The 22,180-nt window shown below is 70.4% G+C and carries 20 protein-coding genes and 3 pseudogenes; 15 read left to right on the top strand and 8 right to left on the bottom strand.

The features are described from left to right. Positions 1 to 51 precede the first annotated feature (51 nt). From thyX to AB8998_RS19905, 3 genes are all read left to right on the top strand, one after another. Complete coding sequence (thyX, locus tag AB8998_RS19915) at positions 52 to 804, top strand: FAD-dependent thymidylate synthase (protein WP_369739428.1); 753 nt, start codon at positions 52 to 54, stop codon at positions 802 to 804. 112 nt (positions 805 to 916) lie between these two features. Continuing rightward, positions 917 to 1,819, top strand: coding sequence for a 4-hydroxy-tetrahydrodipicolinate synthase (gene dapA, locus AB8998_RS19910; protein WP_369739427.1), 903 nt, complete (start codon positions 917 to 919; stop codon positions 1,817 to 1,819). A 7-nt stretch (positions 1,820 to 1,826) separates the two neighbouring features. Then, the gene (locus AB8998_RS19905; RefSeq protein ID WP_369739426.1) at positions 1,827 to 3,503 is read left to right on the top strand and encodes a ribonuclease J; all 1,677 of its coding nucleotides are present in this window, start codon (positions 1,827 to 1,829) and stop codon (positions 3,501 to 3,503) included. Between the two features lie 9 nt (positions 3,504 to 3,512). Here AB8998_RS19905 and AB8998_RS19900 read toward each other — a convergent pair whose 3' ends face one another. From AB8998_RS19900 to AB8998_RS19890, 3 genes are read right to left on the bottom strand one after another with little or no spacing between them, the layout of a single operon-like run. Beyond that, complete coding sequence (locus AB8998_RS19900; protein ID WP_369739425.1) at positions 3,513 to 4,385, bottom strand: SAM-dependent methyltransferase; 873 nt, start codon at positions 4,383 to 4,385, stop codon at positions 3,513 to 3,515. A 6-nt stretch (positions 4,386 to 4,391) separates the two neighbouring features. Beyond that, a complete protein-coding gene (locus AB8998_RS19895; RefSeq protein WP_369739424.1) occupies positions 4,392 to 5,210 on the bottom strand; it encodes a mycofactocin-coupled SDR family oxidoreductase in 819 nt (272 codons plus the stop codon). Continuing rightward, positions 5,210 to 5,524 carry a putative quinol monooxygenase gene (locus tag AB8998_RS19890; RefSeq protein ID WP_369739423.1) on the bottom strand — a complete coding sequence of 105 codons (315 nt, stop codon included), beginning with the start codon at positions 5,522 to 5,524 and terminating at the stop codon, positions 5,210 to 5,212. Before AB8998_RS19890 ends, AB8998_RS19895 begins: the two co-directional genes overlap by 1 nt. On the opposite strand from AB8998_RS19890, the pseudogene AB8998_RS19885 reads away from it, so the two are divergent. Next, positions 5,523 to 8,219 (top strand): annotated as a pseudogene (locus AB8998_RS19885) (FtsK/SpoIIIE family DNA translocase). The gene AB8998_RS19890 and the pseudogene AB8998_RS19885 overlap by 2 nt on opposite strands. Before the next feature lie 7 nt (positions 8,220 to 8,226). On the opposite strand, the gene AB8998_RS19880 reads toward AB8998_RS19885, so the two are convergent. Next, positions 8,227 to 8,751, bottom strand: coding sequence for an amino-acid N-acetyltransferase (locus AB8998_RS19880; RefSeq protein ID WP_369739422.1), 525 nt, complete (start codon positions 8,749 to 8,751; stop codon positions 8,227 to 8,229). 56 nt (positions 8,752 to 8,807) lie between these two features. Here AB8998_RS19880 and pgsA point away from each other — a divergent pair, with 56 nt between their 5' ends. From pgsA to pspM, 4 genes are all read left to right on the top strand, one after another. After that, entirely contained in the window at positions 8,808 to 9,398 is a 591-nt protein-coding gene (gene pgsA, locus AB8998_RS19875; RefSeq protein ID WP_369739421.1) for a CDP-diacylglycerol--glycerol-3-phosphate 3-phosphatidyltransferase, read from the top strand. A 78-nt stretch (positions 9,399 to 9,476) separates the two neighbouring features. Continuing rightward, complete coding sequence (clgR, locus tag AB8998_RS19870; protein WP_369739420.1) at positions 9,477 to 9,815, top strand: transcriptional regulator ClgR; 339 nt, start codon at positions 9,477 to 9,479, stop codon at positions 9,813 to 9,815. Positions 9,816 to 9,981: 166 nt separating this feature from the next. Then, a complete protein-coding gene (gene pspA / locus AB8998_RS19865; protein ID WP_369741665.1) occupies positions 9,982 to 10,797 on the top strand; it encodes a phage shock protein PspA in 816 nt (271 codons plus the stop codon). 25 nt (positions 10,798 to 10,822) lie between these two features. Continuing rightward, entirely contained in the window at positions 10,823 to 11,629 is an 807-nt protein-coding gene (gene pspM / locus AB8998_RS19860) for a phage shock envelope stress response protein PspM (protein WP_369739419.1), read from the top strand. On the opposite strand, the gene AB8998_RS19855 is transcribed toward pspM, so the two are convergent. Next, positions 11,626 to 12,024 (bottom strand): DUF5313 domain-containing protein, encoded by a 399-nt coding sequence (locus AB8998_RS19855; RefSeq protein WP_369739418.1) that lies wholly within the window; start codon positions 12,022 to 12,024, stop codon positions 11,626 to 11,628. The genes pspM and AB8998_RS19855 overlap by 4 nt on opposite strands. Positions 12,025 to 12,040: 16 nt before the next feature. After that, on the bottom strand, positions 12,041 to 12,472 hold the full coding sequence (locus AB8998_RS19850) for a limonene-1,2-epoxide hydrolase (protein WP_369739417.1): 432 nt from the start codon (positions 12,470 to 12,472) through the stop codon (positions 12,041 to 12,043). Positions 12,473 to 12,525: 53 nt separating this feature from the next. On the opposite strand from AB8998_RS19850, the gene AB8998_RS19845 reads away from it, so the two are divergent. Together AB8998_RS19845 and AB8998_RS19840 are read left to right on the top strand one after the other, a co-directional pair. Beyond that, entirely contained in the window at positions 12,526 to 13,695 is a 1,170-nt protein-coding gene (locus AB8998_RS19845; RefSeq protein ID WP_369739416.1) for a glycosyltransferase, read from the top strand. A gap of 22 nt (positions 13,696 to 13,717) precedes the next feature. Continuing rightward, a complete protein-coding gene (locus tag AB8998_RS19840) occupies positions 13,718 to 13,912 on the top strand; it encodes a DUF3046 domain-containing protein (protein ID WP_407686815.1) in 195 nt (64 codons plus the stop codon). Between the two features lie 25 nt (positions 13,913 to 13,937). Here the strand turns inward: AB8998_RS19840 and AB8998_RS19835 are convergent, their stop codons facing one another. After that, a complete protein-coding gene (locus AB8998_RS19835; RefSeq protein WP_369739414.1) occupies positions 13,938 to 14,588 on the bottom strand; it encodes a (2Fe-2S)-binding protein in 651 nt (216 codons plus the stop codon). A 148-nt stretch (positions 14,589 to 14,736) separates the two neighbouring features. On the opposite strand from AB8998_RS19835, the gene recA reads away from it, so the two are divergent. The 4 genes from recA to AB8998_RS19815 are packed head-to-tail and all read left to right on the top strand — an operon-like array spanning position 14,737 to position 19,610. Continuing rightward, entirely contained in the window at positions 14,737 to 16,866 is a 2,130-nt protein-coding gene (gene recA, locus AB8998_RS19830) for an intein-containing recombinase RecA (protein WP_369739413.1), read from the top strand. Continuing rightward, positions 16,832 to 17,362, top strand: a complete 531-nt coding sequence (gene recX, locus AB8998_RS19825; protein WP_369741664.1) for a recombination regulator RecX — start codon at positions 16,832 to 16,834, stop codon at positions 17,360 to 17,362. Before recA ends, recX begins: the two co-directional genes overlap by 35 nt. Positions 17,363 to 17,418: 56 nt before the next feature. Then, complete coding sequence (gene miaB / locus AB8998_RS19820) at positions 17,419 to 18,957, top strand: tRNA (N6-isopentenyl adenosine(37)-C2)-methylthiotransferase MiaB (protein WP_369741663.1); 1,539 nt, start codon at positions 17,419 to 17,421, stop codon at positions 18,955 to 18,957. Further along, positions 18,954 to 19,610: an Rv2732c family membrane protein gene (locus tag AB8998_RS19815; RefSeq protein WP_369739412.1), complete on the top strand. Its 657-nt coding sequence runs from the start codon at positions 18,954 to 18,956 to the stop codon at positions 19,608 to 19,610. The genes miaB and AB8998_RS19815 overlap by 4 nt, the downstream gene beginning before the upstream one ends. Before the next feature lie 2 nt (positions 19,611 to 19,612). On the opposite strand, the pseudogene AB8998_RS19810 reads toward AB8998_RS19815, so the two are convergent. Next, positions 19,613 to 20,994 (bottom strand): annotated as a pseudogene (locus AB8998_RS19810) (DUF349 domain-containing protein). Positions 20,995 to 21,268: 274 nt separating this feature from the next. Between AB8998_RS19810 and AB8998_RS19805 the strand changes: the two are divergent. Further along, positions 21,269 to 22,170: pseudogene (locus tag AB8998_RS19805) on the top strand (DMT family transporter). Positions 22,171 to 22,180: the final 10 nt, after the last annotated feature.

Below are 22,180 nucleotides of genomic sequence, written 5' to 3'. Positions count from 1 at the left end.
GCGCGGCGGGCCGGGACGCCGGGGCGGGCGACAGGCTCTAAGGTGAGCGCCGTGGCCGAGATCGCGCCGCTGCGCGTGCAACTGATCGCCAGGACCGACTTCCTGGCCCCCCCGGATGTGCCCTGGAGCACCGACGCCGACGGGGGCTCGGCGCTGGTCGAGTTCGCCGGCCGCGCCTGCTACCAGAGCTGGTCGAAGCCCAACCCGAAGACCGCGACCAACGCCGGCTACATCAAGCACATCATCGACGTCGGGCACTTCTCGGTGCTCGAGCACGCCAGCGTCACCTTCTACATCACCGGCATCTCGCGGTCGTGCACCCACGAACTGATCCGGCATCGGCACTTCTCCTACTCGCAGCTGTCGCAACGCTATGTGCCGGAAGGGGATTCGCGCGTCGTCGTGCCGCCGGGCCTGGAAGACGACCCCGAGCTGCGGCGCCTGCTGACCGACGCCGCCGACGCCAACCGCGCCGCGTACGCGCGGCTGCTGGCCGGACTGGAAGCCAAGTTCTCCGACCAGCCCAACGCGATGCTGCGGCGCAAGCAGGCGCGGCAGGCCGCCCGCGCCGTGCTGCCCAACGCCACCGAAACCCGCATCGTCGTGACCGGCAACTACCGCGCCTGGCGGCACTTCATCGCCCAGCGGGCCAGTGAGCACGCCGACGTGGAGATCCGGCGCCTGGCCATCGAGTGCCTGCGCCTGCTCGCCGGGGTGGCCCCCGCGGTGTTCGCCGACTTCGAGATCTCCGCGCTGGCCGACGGCACCGAGGTCGCCACCAGTCCGCTGGCCACCGAAGGCTGAGGCTTCGTCGCGAGCGTGCGCAGATGTACGGCTTTCTCGGCGTGTCCCAGGACAGACACGCACGCTCGCGCGGGTGGTAACCGGCTTGCGACCGCCAGGTAACCTGAACACCGTGAGCATCGTCGGATTCGACGCCCCCGCACGGCTGGGAACCCTGCTGACCGCAATGGTGACGCCGTTTGCCGCCGACGGCTCTCTGGACACCACCGTCGCGGCCCGCCTGGCGAACCACCTGGTGGACGCCGGGTGCGACGGGCTGGTGGTGTCGGGAACCACCGGCGAGTCGCCGACCACCACCGACGAGGAGAAACTCGAGTTGCTGCGCGCCGTGCTCGAGGCGGTGGGCGACCGGGCCCGCGTCATCGCCGGCGCCGGCACCTACGACACCGCTCACAGCGTCCGGCTGGCCAAAGCCTGTGCGGCCGAGGGCGCGCACGGGTTGCTGGTGGTCACCCCGTACTACTCGAAGCCGCCGCAGAGCGGGCTGATCGCGCATTTCAGCGCCGTGGCCGACGCGACCGAACTGCCGATGCTGCTCTATGACATCCCCGGGCGTTCCGTCGTGCCCATCGAGGCCGACACCATCCGCGCGCTGGCGTCGCACCCCAACATCGTCGGGGTCAAGGACGCCAAGGCCGACCTGCACAGCGGTGGCCAGGTGATGGCCGAGACCGGGCTGTTCTACTACTCCGGCGACGACGCGCTGAACCTGCCCTGGCTGGCGATGGGTGCCGTCGGCTTCATCAGCGTGATCTCCCACGTGGCGGCCGGTCAGCTACGGGAGTTGTTGTCCGCCTTCGCATCCGGGGATATCGCCACCGCCCGCAAGATCAACGTCAGCCTCGCCCCGCTGTGCAACGCGATGTCCCGGCTCGGCGGGGTGACGATGTCCAAGGCGGGCCTGCGCCTGCACGGTGTCGACGCCGGTGACCCCCGGCTGCCCCAGATGGCGGCGACACCAGCCCAGATCGACGCGCTGGCGGCCGACATGCGCTGCGCAGCGGTGCTCCGGTGAGCTGGCAGTGGAGGTAGACCTCGCCCCACCGGGTCCTCTGGCCGCGGGCGGACTGCGGGTCACCGCGCTCGGCGGCATCAACGAGATCGGCCGCAACATGACCGTTTTCGAGCATCTGGGCCGGCTGCTGATCATCGACTGCGGGGTGCTGTTCCCCAACCACGACGAGCCCGGCGTCGACCTGATCCTGCCGGACCTGCGCCACATCGAGGACCGCCTCGACGACATCGAGGCCGTGGTGCTGACCCACGCCCACGAGGACCACATCGGCGCGATCCCGTTCCTGCTCAAGCTGCGCCCCGACATCCCGATCGTCGGGTCGCGGTTCACCCTGGCGCTGGTCGCCGCGAAGTGCCGCGAGCACCGCATCAAGCCGGAGTTCGTCCGGGTCGCCGAGGGGCAGCGCAGCACCCACGGGGTGTTCGAGTGCGAGTACTTCGCGGTCAACCACTCCATCCCGGACGCGCTGGCCATCGCGGTGCACACCGGCGCGGGCACCGTCCTGCACACCGGCGACATCAAGCTCGACCAGCTTCCCCTCGACGGCCGCCCCACCGACCTGCCCGGCATGTCGCGGCTGGGCGACGCGGGTGTGGACCTGTTCCTGTGCGATTCGACCAACGCCGACCATCCCGGTGTGGGGCCCTCGGAAAGCGAGGTCGGCCCCACCCTGCACCGGCTGATCCGGGGCGCCGACGGCCGGGTCATCGTGGCGTGCTTCGCCTCCAACGTCGATCGCGTGCAACAGATCATCGACGCCGCGGTCGCCTTGGGCCGGCGGGTGTCGTTCGTGGGGCGGTCCATGGTGCGCAACATGGGCATCGCCCGCGACCTCGGCTTCCTGCGGGTGGCCGACTCGGACGTGATCGACATCGGCGTCGCCGAGACGATGCCACCCGAGCGGGTCGTGCTGATCACCACCGGCACCCAGGGCGAGCCGATGTCGGCGCTGTCGCGGATGTCGCGCGGCGAACATCGCAGCATCACGCTGACCGCGGGCGACCTCATCATCCTGGCGTCGTCGCTGATCCCGGGCAACGAAGAGGCGGTCTACGGCGTCATCGACGCGCTCGCCAAGATCGGGGCCCGCGTCGTCACCAACGCCCAAGCGCGGGTGCACGTTTCGGGCCATGCCTACGCCGGGGAGCTGTTGTTCCTGTACAACGGCGTGCGGCCCCGCCACGTCATGCCGGTGCACGGAACCTGGCGGATGCTGCGCGCCAACGCCAAGCTGGCGGCGAGCACCGGGGTGCCCGAGGAGTCGATCCTGTTGGCCGAGAACGGCGTCAGCGTCGACCTCGTCGCCGGGCAGGCCGCCATCGCCGGGGCGGTGCCGGTCGGCAAGATGTTCGTCGACGGGCTGATCACCGGCGACGTCGGTGACATCACCCTGGGGGAGCGGCTCATCCTGTCGTCGGGGTTCGTGGGGGTCACGGTGGTGGTGCGGCGCGGCACCGGGCGTGCGGTGGGCGCCCCGCACCTGTTCTCCCGTGGGTTCTCCGAAGATCCCAAGGCGCTCGAGCCGGTGGTGAGCCGCGTCGAGGCGGAACTGGAGTCCCTGGTCGCCGACAACGTCACCGAACCCGCGCGGATCGCCCAGGCGGTGCGGCGCACCGTCGGCAAGTGGGTGGGCGAGACCTACCGGCGGCAGCCGATGATCGTGCCGACGGTCATCGAGGTCTGAGGCGGACCGCTAGATCTTCTCCGCGAAAGCCGACCATTCCAGCGTCGACGTGCCGAGCGCGCGGCCGGTCGGCTCGACGTAGCGCCGGGCGAGCTCGTCGGGACCGGCCTGCTCGACCAGTCGCCAGCCGTAGCCGGCGACGAACGCGGCCACCTCGTCGGGTTGCAGGCCGAAATGCCACAGCTGCCGGCGCTGCCGGACGGCGCGGTACAGCGCGCGGGTGCCGTACCGGTTGGTCCCGTCGATGAAGTCCCTGCGGACGTAGGTGAACACCAGCCGGCTGCCCGGGGCGGCGGCCCGCAGCCCCTCGAGGGTCCGCCGGACGGTCGCCTCCGTCAGGTACTGGGTCACGCCCTCGCAGATGAAGAACACCCGGGACCCGGGCAGATAGCCGTGTTCGCCCAGCGCGGTGAGCAGGTCGTCGCGCTCGAGGTCGAGGGCCACCAGCCGCACCGACAGCGGCAGCTCGCCCAGCACCCGGCGCACCGTCGTGAACTTCCGGGCGACGTTGACCGGCAGGTCCACCTCGAAGACCGGCCTGCGGACCCGCCGGGTCAGCTGGTAGGCGCGGGTGTCCAGTCCGGCGCCCAGGATGACGACGGCGTCGATGTCGTCCAGCGATTCGGTGAGCTTGTCGGCGATGAACCGTTTGCGGCAGGCCAGGCTGGCCCACAACCCCGGGCCGGACCACTCCGACCCGCGGATCATCAGGCGGCGGATCGGGGCGAACCGGGTGGCGGCGACGAGCCGCCGCAGCGCCGCCGGCAGGAACAGCTCGGCGAAGTCGTCGTCCACCAGACGCCGGCCGGGTGGCTCGTTCTGTTCCACGGCCGCCAGCACCATCGGTCCGAGGGCGGTCTGGGCCACGGGGTTGCGCGCCATGAGCGACTATTTGTTCAAGAAACCCGCATCGACCGGCAGGGTCACGCCGGTGACGTAGCGCGCCTGGTCGGACACCAGCCAGGCCACCGCGTTGGCGATGTCCTCGACGTCGAGCACCTCCACCGGCATGGCATTGCCCATGGCGCCCGGCGTGTCCGTCCCGGCGGCCATCTTGGCCAGCCACTCCCGGGTGAACTCGTTGTTGATCATCGGGGTCTCGACGCCCGACGGATGGATCGAGTTGACCCGGATGTACTGCGAAGCAAGCAGATTCGCGTACACCCGCATCAAACCGACCACCCCATGCTTGGCGGCGGCGTAGCCGACCGAACCCGCGTCGGGGCTGCCGACGCCGGCCAGCCCGGCCGACGAGCTGATCAGCACGATCGACCCGCCGCTGCCCTGCCTGACCATCGTGGGTATCGCCACCTTGATCGTGTTGTAGACGCCGGTCAGGTTGACGTCGATGACGTCGCGCCAGCCGTCGTCTCCGGACTGCATGGGCGCGATGCCGGCGTTGGCCACCACGATGTCGAGCCGGCCGAACTCGTCGAGGCCCGCCTGCAGGGCCGCCGACAGCGACGCCCGGTCGCGCACGTCGCCGCGGGCGGCCACGATGCGCGCGCCGGCGTCCTCGACGAGCTTGACGGTCGCGGCCAGGTCCTCCGGGGTGGCCAGGGCGTAGGGGACGCTGGCGATCTGCTCGCACAGGTCGACCGCGATGATGTCCGCGCCGTCGGCGGCCAGCCGGACCGCGTGCGCGCGGCCCTGGCCGCGCGCCGCACCGGTGATGAACGCGACCTTTCCTTCCAGCGGACGGGCCATTACGCGCGCAACTGTCCCTTGTCCCGGTCGCCCGCGGGCACCGGCTGCAGCATCTTGATGTCGGGCTGTCCGGCCAGGTGCTCGCCGATCGCGGTGAACATCTTGGCGACCGCGGGGGCGGTGCTGTGCGCCTTGAGCGCGTCCTCGTCGGCCCACTGCTCCACGAAGACGAACGTCTCGCCCGACTGGTGCAGCGAATACAGCTGGCATCCGGGTTCGCCGTGCACTTCCTCGACCGAGGTGGTGAGGATGTCGCGGGCGGTGTCGACCGATTCGGGCTTGACGGTCATGGTGGCGACGACGACGACGGGCATGCGAGGGCCTCCTGGGACTCCGTGAACGGCTGGGTGCGTTGCGGGCGGGAATGACGTGGATCACCCTACTCACGCGTCCCGCCGACACGCCCGGCGCGGCGCCGGCGACCGAATCGTTACCAGTGTGGCGGGTGGTGCAGATGTTGTCTTTGCGACTACGCTGAACGCCATGGCTAGTAAGACCGTCGCCCGCTCCGGAAACCGAACGAGCAGGTCAAAGGCCACTTCGCGGGGCGGGTCCCGAAGTGCGCGACCGGCGCCCCCCCGCAAGAAGGCGAACCGGCCCGGCCCGCGCCGGCAGCGTTCGCTCCTGGTCACCGCTGGGGTGACCTGCGGGCGGGCGGCGCGGGCGGCCTGGCTGATGACCGCACGCGGCACCGGCGGCGCGGCACGGTCGATCGGGCGGGCCCGCGACGCGGCCCGTGACATCGAGCCCGGGCACCGCCGCGACGGCATCGCGCTGGTCCTGCTCGGCGTCTCGGTCGTGGTCGCGGCGAGCTCGTGGTTCGACGCCGCGCGCCCGGTCGGCGCCTGGGTCGACACGCTGTTGCGGACCTTCATCGGCTCGGGCGTCCTGCTACTGCCGCTGGTCACCGCCGCGGTGGCGGTGACGCTGATGAGGACCCAACCCGACCCCGACACCCGGCCGCGGCTGATCCTCGGCGGCAGCCTGATCGCCCTGTCCTACCTCGGCCTGTGCCACCTGTGGTCGGGATCGCCGGAGGACCCCGACGCGCGCCGCCGCGCCGCCGGTTTCGTCGGTTTCGCCATCGGCGGGCCGCTGCGCGACGGGTTGACGGCCTGGATCGCCGCGCCGCTGTTGTTCATCGGCGCCCTGTTCGGGCTGCTGTTGCTGACCGGCACCACGATCCGCGAGGTGCCCGATGTCCTGCGCGACATGTTCGGCACCCGGCTGTTCCAGCGCGACTACGCCGACGAGCCCGACGGCGACGAGTACGACGAAACCGGCGACGAGGCGCCCGCGGCCGCCGAGGACTTCTCCGACGGCTACTACGACGAGGAGGCCTTCCACCCCGACAACGAGCCGCAGGCGTGGCCCTCCGCAGGCGGTGACGCCGAGGCCGGGCCGCCCCCGATCGAGGACGACGTGCCGACCGTTCCCGAGCCCGCCGCCAAGGGCCGCCGGCGCGGCAAGGCGGAGCAGGACACCATCGGGCTGGACCGGGTCGTCGAGGGGCCCTACACGCTGCCGTCGCTGAGCCTGCTGGTGGCCGGCGACCCGCCCAAGAAGCGCAGCGCCGCCAACAACGTCATGGCCGACGCGATCGGCGAGGTGCTCACCCAGTTCAAGGTCGACGCGGCCGTCACCGGCTGTACCCGGGGACCCACCGTCACGCGCTACGAGGTCGAGCTGGGGCCGGGCGTCAAGGTGGAGAAGATCACCGCGCTGCAGAAGAACATCGCCTACGCGGTGGCCACCGAGAGCGTGCGCATGCTGGCCCCGATCCCCGGCAAGTCCGCCGTGGGCATCGAGGTGCCCAACACCGACCGGGAGATGGTGCGGCTGGCCGACGTGCTCACCGCCCCGTCGACCCGCCGCGACCACCACCCGCTGGTGATCGGGCTGGGCAAGGACATCGAGGGCGACTTCATCTCGGCGAACCTGGCCAAGATGCCCCACCTGCTGGTCGCCGGGTCCACCGGGTCCGGCAAGTCCAGCTTCGTCAACTCCATGCTGATCTCGCTGCTGGCCCGGGCCACCCCCGAAGAGGTCCGGATGATCCTGATCGACCCGAAGATGGTCGAGCTGACGCCGTACGAGGGCATCCCGCACCTGATCACCCCGATCATCACCCAGCCCAAGAAGGCCGCGGCCGCGCTGGCGTGGCTGGTCGAGGAGATGGAGCAGCGCTACCAGGACATGCAGGCCTCGCGGGTGCGCCACATCGACGACTTCAACGCCAAGGTGCGCTCCGGTGCCATCACGGCGCCGCTGGGCAGCCAGCGCGTATACCGGCCGTACCCGTACGTCGTCGCGATCGTCGACGAGCTGGCCGACCTGATGATGACCGCGCCGCGCGATGTCGAGGACGCCATCGTGCGCATCACCCAGAAGGCCCGCGCCGCGGGCATCCACCTGGTGCTGGCCACGCAGCGGCCGTCGGTCGACGTGGTCACCGGCCTGATCAAGACCAACGTGCCGTCGCGGCTGGCATTCGCCACCTCCTCGCTCACCGACAGCCGCGTGATCCTGGACCAGGCCGGCGCGGAGAAGCTGATCGGCATGGGCGACGGCCTGTTCCTGCCGATGGGCGCGGGCAAACCCATCCGGCTGCAGGGCGCGTTCATCACCGACGAGGAGATCCAGGCCGTCGTCACCGCCTGCAAGGACCCCGAACCCGAGTACACCGAGGGCGTCACCACCGCCAAACCGACGGGGGAGCGCACCGACGTCGACCCCGACATCGGCGACGACATGGACGTGTTCCTGCAGGCGGTCGAGCTGGTGGTGTCCAGCCAGTTCGGGTCCACCTCGATGCTGCAGCGCAAGCTGCGTGTCGGGTTCGCCAAGGCCGGCCGGCTGATGGACCTGATGGAGACCCGCGGCATCGTCGGGCCCTCGGAGGGCTCCAAGGCGCGCGAGGTGCTGGTCAAGCCCGACGAGCTGGCCGGCACGCTGGCCCTGATCCGCGGCGGCAGCGACGCCGACGGCGGCGACCCCGACGACGAGTAGCGCGCGCTCAGAGCACCAGCAGCATCCTGGAGTTGCCCAGGATGTTGGGCTTGACGTAGCTCAGGTCCAGGAACTCGGCGACACCGATGTCGTAGGACCGGCACATCTCCTCGAAGACCTCCGCGGTGACCGGCGTGCCCTCGATCTCGGTGAACCCGTGCTGGCCGAAGAACTCGGTCTCGAAGGTCAGCACGAACAGCCGCTCCAGCTGCAGCTCGCGGGCGACCTCGAGGAGCCGGTCGACGATCGCGTGCCCGATGCCCCGCCCGGTCATGGCGGGATCGACCGCCACGGTGCGGATCTCGCCGAGGTCGGCCCACATCACGTGCAGCGCCCCGCAGCCGACCACCTCGCCCGGCTTCTCGGGGCATTCGGCCACCCAGAACTCCTGGATGGCCTCGTAGAGAGTCACCAGGTTCTTTTCCAGCAGGATCTTGCCCGCGTAGGTGTCGACGAGCCGCTTGATCGCGGGGACGTCGGATGTGCGCGCGCGCCGGACTACCGGACGGTGGTCCTCAGGGCTTTCGGTCACGGGTAACAGTATCGACATCAGGGACGTGTGAACTGGTCAACCGCTATTCTGTTGCCGTGTCCGGGCACCCTCAAACGAGTCCGATCTCAGATCGCGCCCGGATAGCCAACCTCGCTAATGTCCTGACCGGCGTGCGGTTGATGCTCGTTCCGGTCTTCCTGCTCGCCCTGTTCGTGGGCGACGGTCACCAGATCGTCGGCCGCATCGTGGCCTTCGCCATCTTCGCGGTCGCGGGCATCACCGACCGGTTCGACGGCCTGCTGGCGCGCAATTACGGCATGGCAACGGAATTCGGCGCTTTCGTCGATCCGATAGCCGACAAGACGCTGATCGGCTCGGCCCTGATCGCGCTGTCGATGCTGGGCGACCTGCCGTGGTGGGTGACCGGGGTGATCGTGACCCGCGAGGTCGGGGTGACCCTGCTGCGCCTGGCGGTGATCCGGCGCGGCGTGATCCCGGCCAGCTGGGGCGGCAAACTCAAGACCGTCGTCCAGTCGGTCGCGATCGGGTTGTTCGTGCTCCCGCTGTCGGGGCCCTTCCGGATCGCGGCGGCTGTGGTGATGGCCGCCGCGATCGTACTCACGGTGGTCACCGGGATCGACTATGTGATCTCGACCGTCCGCGAAGTTCGGCGCACGCCCCGCTGATCGCCGGGCGCGAACGGGAACCAACGCCACCGCCGCCGCCGTTCACCCTGTGAAGAGCCTGGACTGAAGGAGAGCAGGATGCCGCCATTGGTGCGCGAGGTTATCGGCGACGTGCTTCGCGGGGCCCGGATGACGCAGGGCCGGACGCTGCGCGAGGTGTCCGATTCGGCGCGGGTGAGCCTCGGATATCTGTCCGAGGTCGAGCGCGGTCGCAAGGAGCCTTCCAGCGAGTTGCTCAACGCGATCTGCCACGCGCTGGACGTGCCGCTGTCCGCGGTGCTGACCGACGCCGGCGAGCGGATGGCCAGCGAGGAGCGTGCGGTCCGCGCCGCGCCGGGCAGTGGGCCCGGCGGCACGACCATCGACGCCGACACCAAGGTCGTCATCCCGCCGGTGCCGTCCCTGGCCGTGGCCTGAAACGCCCGGATCGGACGTCCCGGGTTCGAGCTGCAAGGGTGGGGCTATCAGTGCCGACCCGTTAAATTGAGCGACAGGGCGGGCGCACGCACCCTGGCCGCGTCCGACACACGGCCCCGCCGGCCCTCGGGCAGCGGGCCCACAGGAAGCGAAGGTGGAGCTACTCATGGCCAACCCGTTCGTCAAAGCGTGGAAGTACCTGATGGCGCTGTTCAACGCGAAGATCGACGAGCACGCCGACCCCAAAGTGCAGATCCAGCAGGCCATCGAGGAAGCGCAGCGCACCCATCAGGCGCTGACCCAGCAGGCGGCGCAGGTGATCGGCAACCAGCGCCAACTCGAGATGCGGCTCAACCGGCAGCTGGCCGACATCGAGAAGCTGCAGGTCAACGTCCGTCAGGCGCTGACGCTGGCCGACCAGGCCACTGCCGCCGGTGACGCCAACAAGGCCACCGAATACAGCAACGCCGCCGAGGCCTTCGCGGCCCAGCTGGTGACCGCCGAGCAGGGCGTCGAGGACCTCAAGACGCTGCACGACCAGGCACTGAGCGCGGCCGGCCAGGCCAAGAAGGCCGTCGAACAGAACGCGATGGTGCTGCAGCAGAAGATCGCCGAGCGCACCAAGCTGCTCAGCCAGCTCGAACAGGCCAAGATGCAGGAGCAGGTGAGCGCCTCGCTGCGGTCGATGAGCGAGATCGCCGCGCCGGGCAACGTACCCAGCCTCGACGAGGTCCGCGACAAGATCGAACGCCGCTACGCCAACGCGATCGGTGCCGCCGAGCTGGCCCAGGGTTCCGTGCAGGGCCGCATGCTCGAGGTCGAGCAGGCCGGCGTGCAGATGGCCGGCCATTCCCGCCTCGAGCAGATCCGCGCCTCGATGCGCGGCGAAGCGCTGCCGACGGGCGGCACCGCCGCCCCTCCCGCTGCCGCGCCCGCCGAGACCACCGGACAGGCGGTGCCCGAACAGCCGTACGGCCAGTAGCCGCGGGCTCTTCGGGGTTTTCGGAATGGCGGTGAACTCGAGTCAGCGCGGGCTGTGGCGCACGCTGCTGCAGCGAGGTCTGGGCACCGCCGCGGAGCTCTCCGAGCTGCTCGCCCGGCGGCTCAGCGCGGCCGCGGATCCGCGCGCCCGGCTGATCCGCCGCCGTCGCCGCGCGCTGCGGTGGGGATTGATCTTCAGCGCCGGGTGCCTGTTCTGGGCGGTGGTGACGGCACTGCTGGCGGCCTGGGGCTGGTTCGTACTGCTGCTGCAGATCACCGGTGCCATCGCGGTCGTGCAGGCGATTCCGGCGACGTTGCTGCTGTTGCGCTACCGCTGGCTCAAGGCGGAGCCGCTGCCGTCGGGACCACCCGCCGGCGCCCGCCGGCTGCCGCCGCCCGGTTCGGCGGCGCGGCCCGCGATGTACGCGCTGGGCGCCTCCGAACGGGGGTTTCACTCGCTCGTGGGCGTGATGGAGCGGGGAGCCATGCTGCCGGCCGCCGAACTGGGCGACCTGACCGCGGCGGCGGCCAGGACCTCGGCGGCCATGGCGGCCACCGCCGCCGAGGTGGTGTCGATGGAGCGGGCCGCGCGGTATTCGGAGTCGTCGCGGGCGCATCTGGTGCCCACCATCAACGCGTTCACCGCGCAGCTGAGTTCCGGTGTGCGTCAGTACAACGAAATGGTCACCGCCGCAGCCCAAGTGGTGTCTTCGGCCAGCGGCGGATCGGCGGCGTCGCAGCGCTACCGCGACGAGCTGACGCAGGCCACCGATCGCCTGGTCGGGTGGGCGCAGGCGTTCGACGAACTCGGCGGGCTGCCGCGCGCTGACTAGTCCCCGGACCTGGGTCCGTAGCGTTCGACGTACGACCGGTGGATGTGGGCATCGCGCCGGCGGGCTTGTTCGTCGACGAGATCGGGGTCCAGGCCGTGCACTTGCAGCATGTGCCGACGCCACACCTTGTTGAGCGCATGCGAGAAGTACACGAACGGGATGAGGATCGGCAGGGTCATGCTCAGGTGGACGTCCAGCGTCGTCGGGATCAGCCAGAACGGGGCCAAGACCAGCACGGCCGGGACCGCGACCCGCAGCATCATCCGCCTGGTGGCGCCCTTGCCGGCCAGGTCGCGGCGCACCCAGTCGCGCATCGAGTCGGGCAGCCGGCGCCCGTAGCAGTAGCGCAGGTACTGCAAGGCGTTCGGTCGGGTGCGGGTGCCGTTGTCGCTCATCAGCCTCGGCCGTCGGCTAGAACGTTGCTTTGAGCGAGGGCAGCGCCAGCGCCGCCACCCCGCGGGCGGTGGCCTTCATCATGTCGAAGAAGTCGAAGTAGTCCCGCCACAACGTGATTCTCCCTTCGTGCACCTCGAACACGCCGCACACCCAGAACTGCAGCCGCAGCGGGCCGAAGATCAGCGCGTCGGTGCGTTCGGTGAGCACCGCCGCTCCGTCGGCGGCGATGCGGTGGATCTTCACCTCGAAGGCGGCGCGCCCGTCCATGCGACGGAAGAGCTTCATCGCCCTGGCGCGGCCGTGGATCGTGGGCAACCCGACGTTCTCGTAGACGAGGTCGTCGGCGAGGGCGGCGTCCGCCGTCTCGTAGTCCGCGTCCTGCAAGGCGTTCAGGAAACGCTCGACCGTGCGAGTGTTCGCCACGCCGGCTTCGGTCAGCTCGGTCATGCTTGCCAGCGTAGGTCAGGATGGCGCCCGCGCGCTGTGGCAGGGTGAAGCGGATGCGCGTCGCCGTGGTAGCTGGGCCTGATCCCGGGCACTCGTTCCCCGCGATTGCACTGTGCCGGCGCTTCGCCGAGGCCGGTGACGCGCCCACGCTGTTCACCGGTGCCGAGTGGCTCGACACCGCCCGCGCCGCGGGTCTGGACGCCGCCGTGCTGGACGGCCTGGCCGCCACCGACGACGACCTGGACGCCGGGGCCAGGATCCACCTGCGCGCGGCCCGCATGGCCGTCCTCAACGCGCCGGCGCTGCGCGACCTGGCGCCCGACCTGGTGGTGTCCGACGTCATCACCGCGGGCGGCGGCATGGCCGCCGAGCTGCTGGGGATTCCCTGGGTCGAGCTCGACCCGCATCCGCTCTACCTGCCGTCGAAAGGGCTGCCGCCGATCGGCAGCGGGCTGGCCCCGGGCACGGGTGTCCGCGGCCGGCTGTGGGATGCCACGATGCGGGCCCTGACCGCGCGGTCGTGGCGTGCCGGGCTGCGGCAGCGGGCCACCGCCCGCGCCGGGATCGGCTTGCCGGCCCGCGACCCCGGGCCGCTGCGTCGGCTGATCGCCACCCTGCCCGCGCTGGAGGTGCCCCGCCCGGACTGGCCGGCTGACGCCGTCGTCGTCGGACCGCTGCACTTCGAACCCACCGAACGGGTGTTGGAGATCCCCGACGGCCCCGGGCCGGTCGTGGTGGTCGCGCCGTCGACCGCCCTGACCGGGGCCGAGGGCCTGGCCGAGGTCGCGCTGGCGTGCCTGACGCCGGGCGAGACGCTCCCGGCGGGATCGCGGGTGGTGGTCTCGCGGCTGGGCGGCGCCGAGCTGACGGCGCCGCCGTGGGCGGTCGTGGGGCTGGGCCGCCAGGACGAGTTGCTGAGGCGCGCGGACCTGGTGATCTGCGGGGGCGGTCACGGGATGGTGGCCAAGGCGCTGCTGGCCGGGGTGCCGCTGGTCGTGGTCCCGGGCGGCGGGGATCAGTGGGAGATCGCCAACCGGGTGGTCCGCCAGGGCAGCGGGCGGCTGGTCCGGCCGTTGACGGCCGACGCGCTGGTGGCCGCCGTCACCGAGGTGCTGTCGTCGCCGGGTTGTCGCCGGGCCGCGCAGGCGGCCGCGGCCGGCGCCGCCGGCCTGGCCGATCCGGTGCGGGTCTGCCACGACGCGCTCGCGTTGGGGGCGGCCTGACCGTCTGGGTATGTTGGCGGGCGTGCGGCTAACGGAGTTCCACGAGCGGGTCGTGTTGCGGTTCGGCGCCGCGTACGGCCCGTCGGTGCTGGCGGACCACGCGCTGACCGGCCTGGAGGGCCGGACCGCCGCCCAGGCGATCGAGGAGGGCGTCGAGCCCCGCGACGTGTGGCGGGCATTGTGCGTCGACTTCGACGTGCCCCGCGACCAGTGGTGAGGCGGGTTCGGCGCGCTAAAGGGCACTAGAGCACACAGTCGCCGCACGTGGAACCGGCGGGGGTGCGGTAGAAGAGGCAGCAGCTGCGGCGCCGGAACGACAGGTCACAGCCGCTCATCGTGTCGGCCAGCACGCCGGTGCTCAGCAGCGCGCCGGTGACCCTGACGACGGGCTCCCGCAGGTCAGGGCGGGCGGCGAGCAGCGCATGCGACGCCCCGACGAGGGCCGACGCGATGTTGCCGGCCAGCAGCGCAGGCGCCGGCTTCACCCGCAGCCCCGCCGCGAGCGGTTCCATGTGGTCCCGCACGACGACGCGGTACAACGTCTGCGGCGAAGGCGAGTCGCGGTCGACGAGTTCCCCGACGGCTTCGGGCAGGCGCAGCCGGGCCCCGTCGTCGGCGCGCTGCAGGCCGCTCAGATCCGGGACGACGCCGTGGGCCAGCGCGCAGGCGAGGACCGGGGACCACAGCCGGGCGGCGTGCCCGAGCTGGACCAGGGAGGCGCCGACCCGCAGCTCCGTGGTGCGGTACCGCGCGAGAGTGGCGTCGATCAGATCGGCGCACCCGTCGGCGTAGGACCGGCCGACCGGATGCCATCCCGCGGCGTCGCCGCCGACGGTCAGTGCAAAGAAGCCCCCGTAGGAGGAGATGTCGGACAGCTCCGCGGAGATGTTCATGGCTTCCCTGGCGTGTCCGCTTGAATCGAACAGGTGTTCGGCTACTGTGGGGAGCGTTCGAAGACGACAACTTGTCGGTGGCCTTCTCTAGTGTCACGGCCAACCGACCGACACCGGTCCCGAACACATCGACTATAGGAGAGGCACCATGGCGCAAGCCCCCGACCGCGAGAAGGCACTCGAGCTGGCGATGGCCCAGATCGAGAAGAGCTACGGCAAAGGCTCGGTGATGCGTCTCGGCGACGAGATGCGCCAGCCGATCTCGGTCATCCCGACCGGATCCATCGCACTGGACGTGGCCCTGGGCATCGGCGGTTTGCCCCGCGGGCGGGTCGTGGAGATCTACGGCCCGGAGTCCTCCGGTAAGACCACCGTGGCGCTGCACGCGGTGGCCAACGCCCAGGCCGCCGGCGGCGTCGCGGCGTTCATCGACGCCGAGCACGCCCTGGACCCCGAGTACGCCAAAAGCCTCGGCGTGGACACCGACTCCCTGCTGGTCAGCCAGCCCGACACGGGTGAGCAGGCCCTGGAGATCGCCGACATGCTGATCCGCTCCGGCGCCCTGGACATCCTGGTCATCGACTCGGTGGCGGCCCTGGTGCCGCGCGCGGAGCTCGAGGGGGAGATGGGCGACAGCCACGTCGGGCTGCAGGCCCGGCTGATGAGCCAGGCGCTGCGGAAGATGACCGGCGCGCTCAACAACTCGGGAACCACGGCGATCTTCATCAACCAGCTCCGCGAGAAGATCGGCGTGATGTTCGGCTGTATGAACTATTCGACCCGAGTGCTCGCTGACGGCTGCACCGAAAAGATCGGCAAGATCGTCAACAACAAGATGGACGTCGAGGTGCTGTCCTACGACCCTGAGACGGACCGGATTGTGCCGCGCAAGGTAGTGAACTGGTTCAATAACGGGCCTGCCGAGCAGTTTCTTCAGTTCACCGTCGAAAAGTCCAGCGGTAACGGCAAGTCGCAATTCGCGGCGACGCCCAACCACCTCATTCGCACACCGGGCGGCTGGAAAGAAGCCGGCGATCTCTTTGCCGGTGACCGGGTGTTGGCCGCCGAGCCGCATCTGCTCAGTGAGCAACAGTTCCAGGTGATACTGGGGTCGCTGATGGGTGACGGGAACCTCTCGTCCAATCGGCACGATCGCAATGGAGTCCGTTTCCGGCTGGGATACGGCGCCAAGCAGTCGGAGTATCTGCGGTGGAAGACCGCGTTGATGGGAAACATTCGGCATACGATGCGGGAGAACGCCAAGGGCGCGAGCTTTGTCGACTTCACACCACTGCCGGAGCTTGCCGAACTACGGCGCGCGGTTTATCTCGGAGACGGTAAGAAGTTCTTCTCCGAGGAATATCTCAAGGCACTCACGCCACTGGCTCTGGCAATTTGGTACATGGATGACGGCTCATTCACCCTACGTTCCAGGGGATTGCAGGAACGTACCGTTGGTGGTAGCGGGCGCATCGAGATCTGCGTCGAGGCCATGAGCGAAGGCACACGTATACGGTTGCGCGACTACCTGCATGACACATACGGATTGGATGTGCGGTTGCGGCACGCCGGCTCAGCCGGCAAGGCGGTGCTGGTGTTCTCCACCGCGGCCACGGCGAAGTTTCAGGAACTGGTCGCGCCCTACATGGCGCCATCCATGGATTACAAACTGTTGCCGCGGTTCCGTGGCCAAGGGGCGGTAACGCCACAGTTCATCGAACCCGCGCAACAGCTGGTACCCGCCCGTGTTCTCGATGTGCATGTCAAACCCCACACTCGGTCAATGAATCGGTTCGATATCGAAGTCGAAGGCAACCACAACTATTTCGTCGATGGAGTGATGGTGCATAATTCGCCCGAGACGACCACGGGTGGAAAGGCTTTGAAGTTCTACGCGTCGGTGCGCATGGACGTGCGCCGGATCGAGACCCTCAAGGACGGCACCAACGCGGTCGGCAACCGCACCCGGGTCAAGGTCGTCAAGAACAAGGTGTCGCCGCCCTTCAAGCAGGCCGAGTTCGACATCCTCTACGGCAAAGGCATCAGCAGGGAGGGTTCGCTGATCGACATGGGGGTGGATCAGGGCTTCATCCGCAAATCCGGTTCCTGGTTCACCTACGAGGGCGAGCAGCTCGGGCAGGGCAAGGAGAACGCCCGCACCTTCCTGATGGAGAACGCCGACGTGGCCAACGAGATCGAGAAGAAGATCAAGGAAAAGCTTGGCATCGGCGCGGTCGTGACCGCTGATGACGTCCTGCCCGCCCCCGTCGACTTCTGAGCCCTCCCGCGAGGAGCAAGCGCGGGCGTTGTGCCTGCGCCTGCTCACCGGGAGAGCGCGCACCCGCGCCGAGTTGGCCGGTGCGCTGGCCAAACGCGGATACCCCGACGACATCAGCGTGCGGGTGCTCGACAGGCTGGCCGCCGCCGGGCTGGTGGACGACACCGACTTCGCGCAGCAGTGGGTACGGTCCCGGCGGGCCAACGCCGGCAAGAGCAGGCGCGCCCTGGCCGCCGAGTTGCACACCAAAGGTGTCGACGACGACGTGATCACCGCGGCGCTGGGTGGCATCGACGCCGGCGCCGAACGCGAGCTGGCCGCCAAGCTGGTCCGGTCGAAGCTGCGGCGCGAGGCGCTTGGCGGGGGCGGTAAGGACGAGATGCGGGTGAGCCGCAGGTTGGTCGGGATGCTGGCGCGCCGCGGCTACAGCCAGAACCTGGCGTGCGAGGTCGTCCTCACCGAGCTGGCCGCCGAGCGGGAGCGCCGCCGGGTGTGACGTGTGCGGCCGGCGGCCGCGTCACGCCGAAGCCGTACCATGGCCCCGTGACTTCGATGGTGACGCGCGGGTCCTGCGACACCCCCGCAGACCGGGCCGGGCTCGGCCCCGCGCTGGTGCGCACCTACCAAGTCCGCACCTACGGCTGCCAGATGAACGTCCACGATTCCGAGCGGTTGGCCGGTTTGCTGGAGGCGGCCGGTTACCGGCGCGCGGCCGAGGACGGCGACGCCGATGTCGTGGTTTTCAACACCTGCGCCGTGCGCGAGAACGCCGACAACAAGCTGTACGGCAACCTCAGCCACCTCGCGCCGCGCAAACGCGACAATCCCGAGATGCAGATCGCGGTCGGCGGTTGCCTGGCGCAGAAGGACCGCGACGCGCTGCTGCGCAAGGCACCCTGGGTCGACGTCGTCTTCGGCACCCACAACATCGGGTCGCTGCCCGCGCTGCTCGACCGGGCCCGACACAACAAGGTCGCCCAGGTGGAGATCGCCGAAGCGCTGCAACAGTTTCCGTCCTCGCTGCCCACCGCCCGCGACTCCGCCTATTCCGCCTGGGTGTCGATTGCCGTCGGCTGCAACAACACCTGCACCTTCTGCATCGTGCCGGCGCTGCGCGGCAAGGAGGTGGACCGCAACCCGGACGACATCCTGGCCGAGGTCGGCTCCCTGGTGGCCGATGGCGTGCTCGAGGTCACCCTGCTGGGCCAGAACGTCAACGCCTACGGGGTGTCGTTCGCCGATCCGGCGCAGCCCCGCGATCGGGGCGCCTTCGCCAAGCTGCTGCGCGCCTGTGGCCGCATCGACGGCCTGGAACGGGTCCGGTTCACCTCGCCGCACCCGGCCGAGTTCACCGACGACGTCATCGAGGCCATGGCCGACACACCGAACGTCTGCCCCGCCCTGCACATGCCGCTGCAGTCGGGGTCCGACCGCGTCCTGCGCGCGATGCGGCGTTCCTACCGTGCCGAGCGCTACCTGGGCATCATCGACCGCGTGCGGGCGGCCATGCCGCACGCCGCCATCACCACCGATCTGATCGTCGGCTTCCCCGGTGAGACCGAAGAGGACTTCGCGGCCACGCTCGACGTGGTGCGCCGGGCGCGGTGCGCCGCGGCGTTCACCTTCCAGTACTCCAAACGGCCGGGCACCGTCGCCGCCGAACTCGAGGGGCAGATACCCAAAGCCGTGGTGCAGGAACGCTACGAACGGCTCGTCGAGCTGCAGGAGCAGATCTCGCTGGACGGCAACCGGGCCCTGGTCGGGCAGACCGTCGAATTGCTCGTGGCCGCCGGTGAGGGCCGCAAAGACACCCATACCGCGCGGATGACCGGGCGCGCCCGCGACGGCCGGCTGGTCCACTTCGCCGCGGGGCAGTGCGTCGACGCGGTGCGGCCCGGCGACGTCGTCACCGCGGTGGTCACCGCGGCCGCACCGCACCACCTGATCGCCGACGCGGGAATCCTGACCCACCGGCGCACCCGGGCAGGCGATGCGCACGCCGCCGGGCAGCGCCCGCGCGGCACCGGTCTCGGCATGCCCACCGTCCGGCCGCCCGTCGGCCCGGCCGAACCCCCCGGATGTGAGCGATGACGAAGAAACAACACACGCAGTTGGACGCCCTGCGCACCGAGATCGAGGCGGCGGAGCGCCGGGTGGCGCGTCAGATCGAGCCGGGCCCACGCGGTTTCGTGATCTCGATCCTGGTGTTCGTGCTGCTGGCCACGTTCATCCTCCCGCACACCGGTGACGTGCGCGGCTGGGACGTGCTGTTCAGCAGCCACGGCGCCGGCGCGGCCGCGGTCGCCCTGCCCTCCCGGGTGTTCGCCTGGCTGGCGCTGGCGTTCGGGGTCGGTTTCTCGATGCTGGCGCTGATGACGCGGCGTTGGGCGCTGGCCTGGATCGCCTTGGTGGGTTCGGCGCTCGCCTGCCCGACCGGGCTGCTGGCGGTCTGGTCGCGCCAGACCGTGACCGCCGGGCACCCGGGCCCGGGGTGGGGCCTGATCGTGGCCTGGATCACCGTGATCGTGCTGACCTACCAGTGGGCCCGCGTGGTGTGGTCGCGCACGATCGTGCAGCTCGCGGCCGAGGAGGAGCGGCGACGGACCGCGGCCCGGCAGCAGTCGATGACGCTGTTGGACAGCCTCGGCAAGCCGGGCGGTCCCCAGGAGTCGGACGGGTCCGGTGACCCGGACGCCGCCCGGGGTGTCCCCAAGCCGGCGGATCCGCAGCAGGACGACCGCTAGGGTCAGCGCCGCAGCGCCTGAGTGGCCGCCTGCGCCCACTGGCGCCACTGTTCGGCGTTGGCCTGCGCCTCCTCGGCGTCTTTGGTGCGGCCGGCGGCCGCCGCCTTCTGGGCCTGCTGCTGGTACTGCTCGGCTCGAACGCGGAACTGCTCGGCCCGGGCCTGCGCCTGGGGATCCGACCTGTCGGCTTCGCCGGCGTCGCGCACCTTTTTCTCGACCGCGCGCAGCCGCCGCTCCAGCTCGGCGGACCGTTCCCGCGGGACCGGCCGATGACATCCCACCGGTCCACGATCGACCGCAACGCCGCCCTGGCTGCGTCATGGTTGCCGGTGTCGAGCTTCTCGGCCTCGGCCAGCAGCGCCTCCTTGGCGGTGGCGTTGGCGCGCAACTCGGCGTCTTTTTCGGCCGTCGCGGCGTTACGTGCCGAGAAGAAGGTGTCTTGGGCGGCCTTGAAGCGTCGCCACAGCGCGTCGTCGACGTCGCGGGACGCCCGTCCCGCCGCCTTCCACTCGGTGAGCAGCTTGCGGAACTCCACGCTGGTGGCGGTCCAGTCCGTCGAATCGGACAGCTCCTCGGCCTGTTCGCAGAGCCGCTCCTTGACCTGCCGGATCGCCGAGCGCTCCCGGTCCAGTTCGGCGAAATGCGATCCCCGCCGCCGATTGAAGGTTTCCCGGGCCGCGGAATAGCGCTTCCACAGCGCGTCGTCGACCTTGCGGTCCAGGCCGCTGATGGTCTTCCACTCGTCGAGAATTGTCCGCATCCGGTCGCCGGCGGCCTTCCACTGGGTGGAGTTGGTGGCCAGGTCCTCGGCCTCGGCGGCCAGCGCCTCCTTGCGCGCGGTCTGCACGGCCCGCTGTTCGTCGCGGCGCGCGCGCTCCGCGGCGATGCCGGCGTCGGCCTGGTTGACCAGCCTGTCCAGGCGGGCGACGAGGGCGTCGACGTCGCCCAGCACCGATGCCGTCGGCAACGTCTCGGCCAACTCGGCAGCGTGCGCCTTGATCTTGCGGGCGTCCCCTGTTCCCGACGCCAGCCGCTCCTCCATGAGCGTGACCTCGGTGCTCAGGTCGTCGAACCGCCGGCCGAAGTGGGCGAACGCGGCTTCGGGGTCACCGGCCTGCCAGGAGCCGACGACCCGCTCACCGGCGGCGCTGACCAGCCAGACCGTGCCGTCGTCGTCCACGCGCCCGAACTGGTGCGGGTTGCTGCGCGGGGGCGCCGGCACCGGGTGGGCGGCGGGCCGCGGTGTGGGCCGGGGTCTGGGGCGTGGACCTGGGCGTGGCACCGGCTGCGCGGCCGACGGGTCGACCGGCCCGGAAGCCGGCCCGGTGTCCGGCGCCGGCGCCGGTTCGGTCGAATCGTTGCTGCGGGGCTCGTCAGCCGTCATACGTTCGCCACCACCCTCATGCAACCCTTCCGCGTGGGATCTGTCCCGCGCATCTGCCGCGCGTAGCGGCGCCGTCCGGCCGGAAAGCCGGTGCCGCCGCCGGCGGGCGGCCCATCACCAGCTGCTCCTCAACCGTTCCCACAGTATTCAAACAGCTTGCCGGGCCGCATGCCGCCACCTTCCCGTCACCGCCCGGACACCGAGATTGTGCAACAGTAAAGAGATACGAAGGTATCTGCTCATGTCCCCTCACGACACGACGGAGAAATCGTTCATGGCGAAGGTGGATCTCGCCGCCCTGCTTGCGCTGAGTGCGGCGCTGTGCGTGGCGATCGGCGATGTACTGCAACAACGGGCGACGCACCGGCTCATCGACCGATCGGTCGGTCACCTGGAATTGTTCGCGGCGCTGCTGCGCAACCAGCGGTGGCGCTGGGGTGCGCTGCTGCTCGTGGTGAGCATCGCGTTGCAGGCTGCGGCGCTGGACGAGGGTTCGGTGCTGCTGGTGCAGGCGCTGCTGGTGCTGTCGCTGTTGTTCGCGCTGCCGGTGAGTGCGCGGCTGGCCGACCGCAGCGTGACCGGACGGGAGTGGCTCTGGGCCGCGTTGCTGACCGCCGCGGTGGTGGTGATCGTCACCGTCGGCAACCCGCGGGCCGGCCACTCGAACGGATCGTGGCGGACCTGGGCCGCGGTGGCGGCGGTGCTGGGGCCGCTGCTGGCCGGGTGCCTCGTGGTCGCCCGGATCCGCGGCGGCGCGGTGGCCGCGGTGCTCTACGCCCTCGTGTCGGGTTCGCTGTGGGGGATCTTCGCGGTGCTCACCAAGGGCGTCGTCCACCGGATCGACGAAGGCGGGTGGGCGCTGGTGCGGACACCCGGGGTTACGCCTGGGTGTTGCTCGCGCTGGGCGGGTTCGCGTGGGAGCAGTCCGCGTTCCGGGCCGGCGCCCTCACCGCGTCGATGCCCACCCTGGAGGTGTCGCAGCCGGTGGTGGCGGCATCGCTGGGTGTCGTCGTCCTCGGCGAGACGCTGAACACCGGCCCGGCCGGGATGGTCGCCCTGGTGGTGGCCGCGCTGGTGATGACTGCCGCCACCTTCGAGCTGGCGCGCATCGATGCGGTTGCCACGCACAAGAAGGTCGAGCGCAAGCTTCGCGGCCGGGCGCGCCAGCCCGCGTAGCCGCCGGGCG

Origin of the sequence: Mycobacterium sp. HUMS_12744610 (assembly GCF_041206865.1) — a bacterium.
Taxonomy (GTDB): Bacteria; Actinomycetota; Actinomycetes; order Mycobacteriales; family Mycobacteriaceae; genus Mycobacterium; species Mycobacterium servetii.
This window is presented reverse-complemented; position numbering and strand designations above follow the sequence as displayed.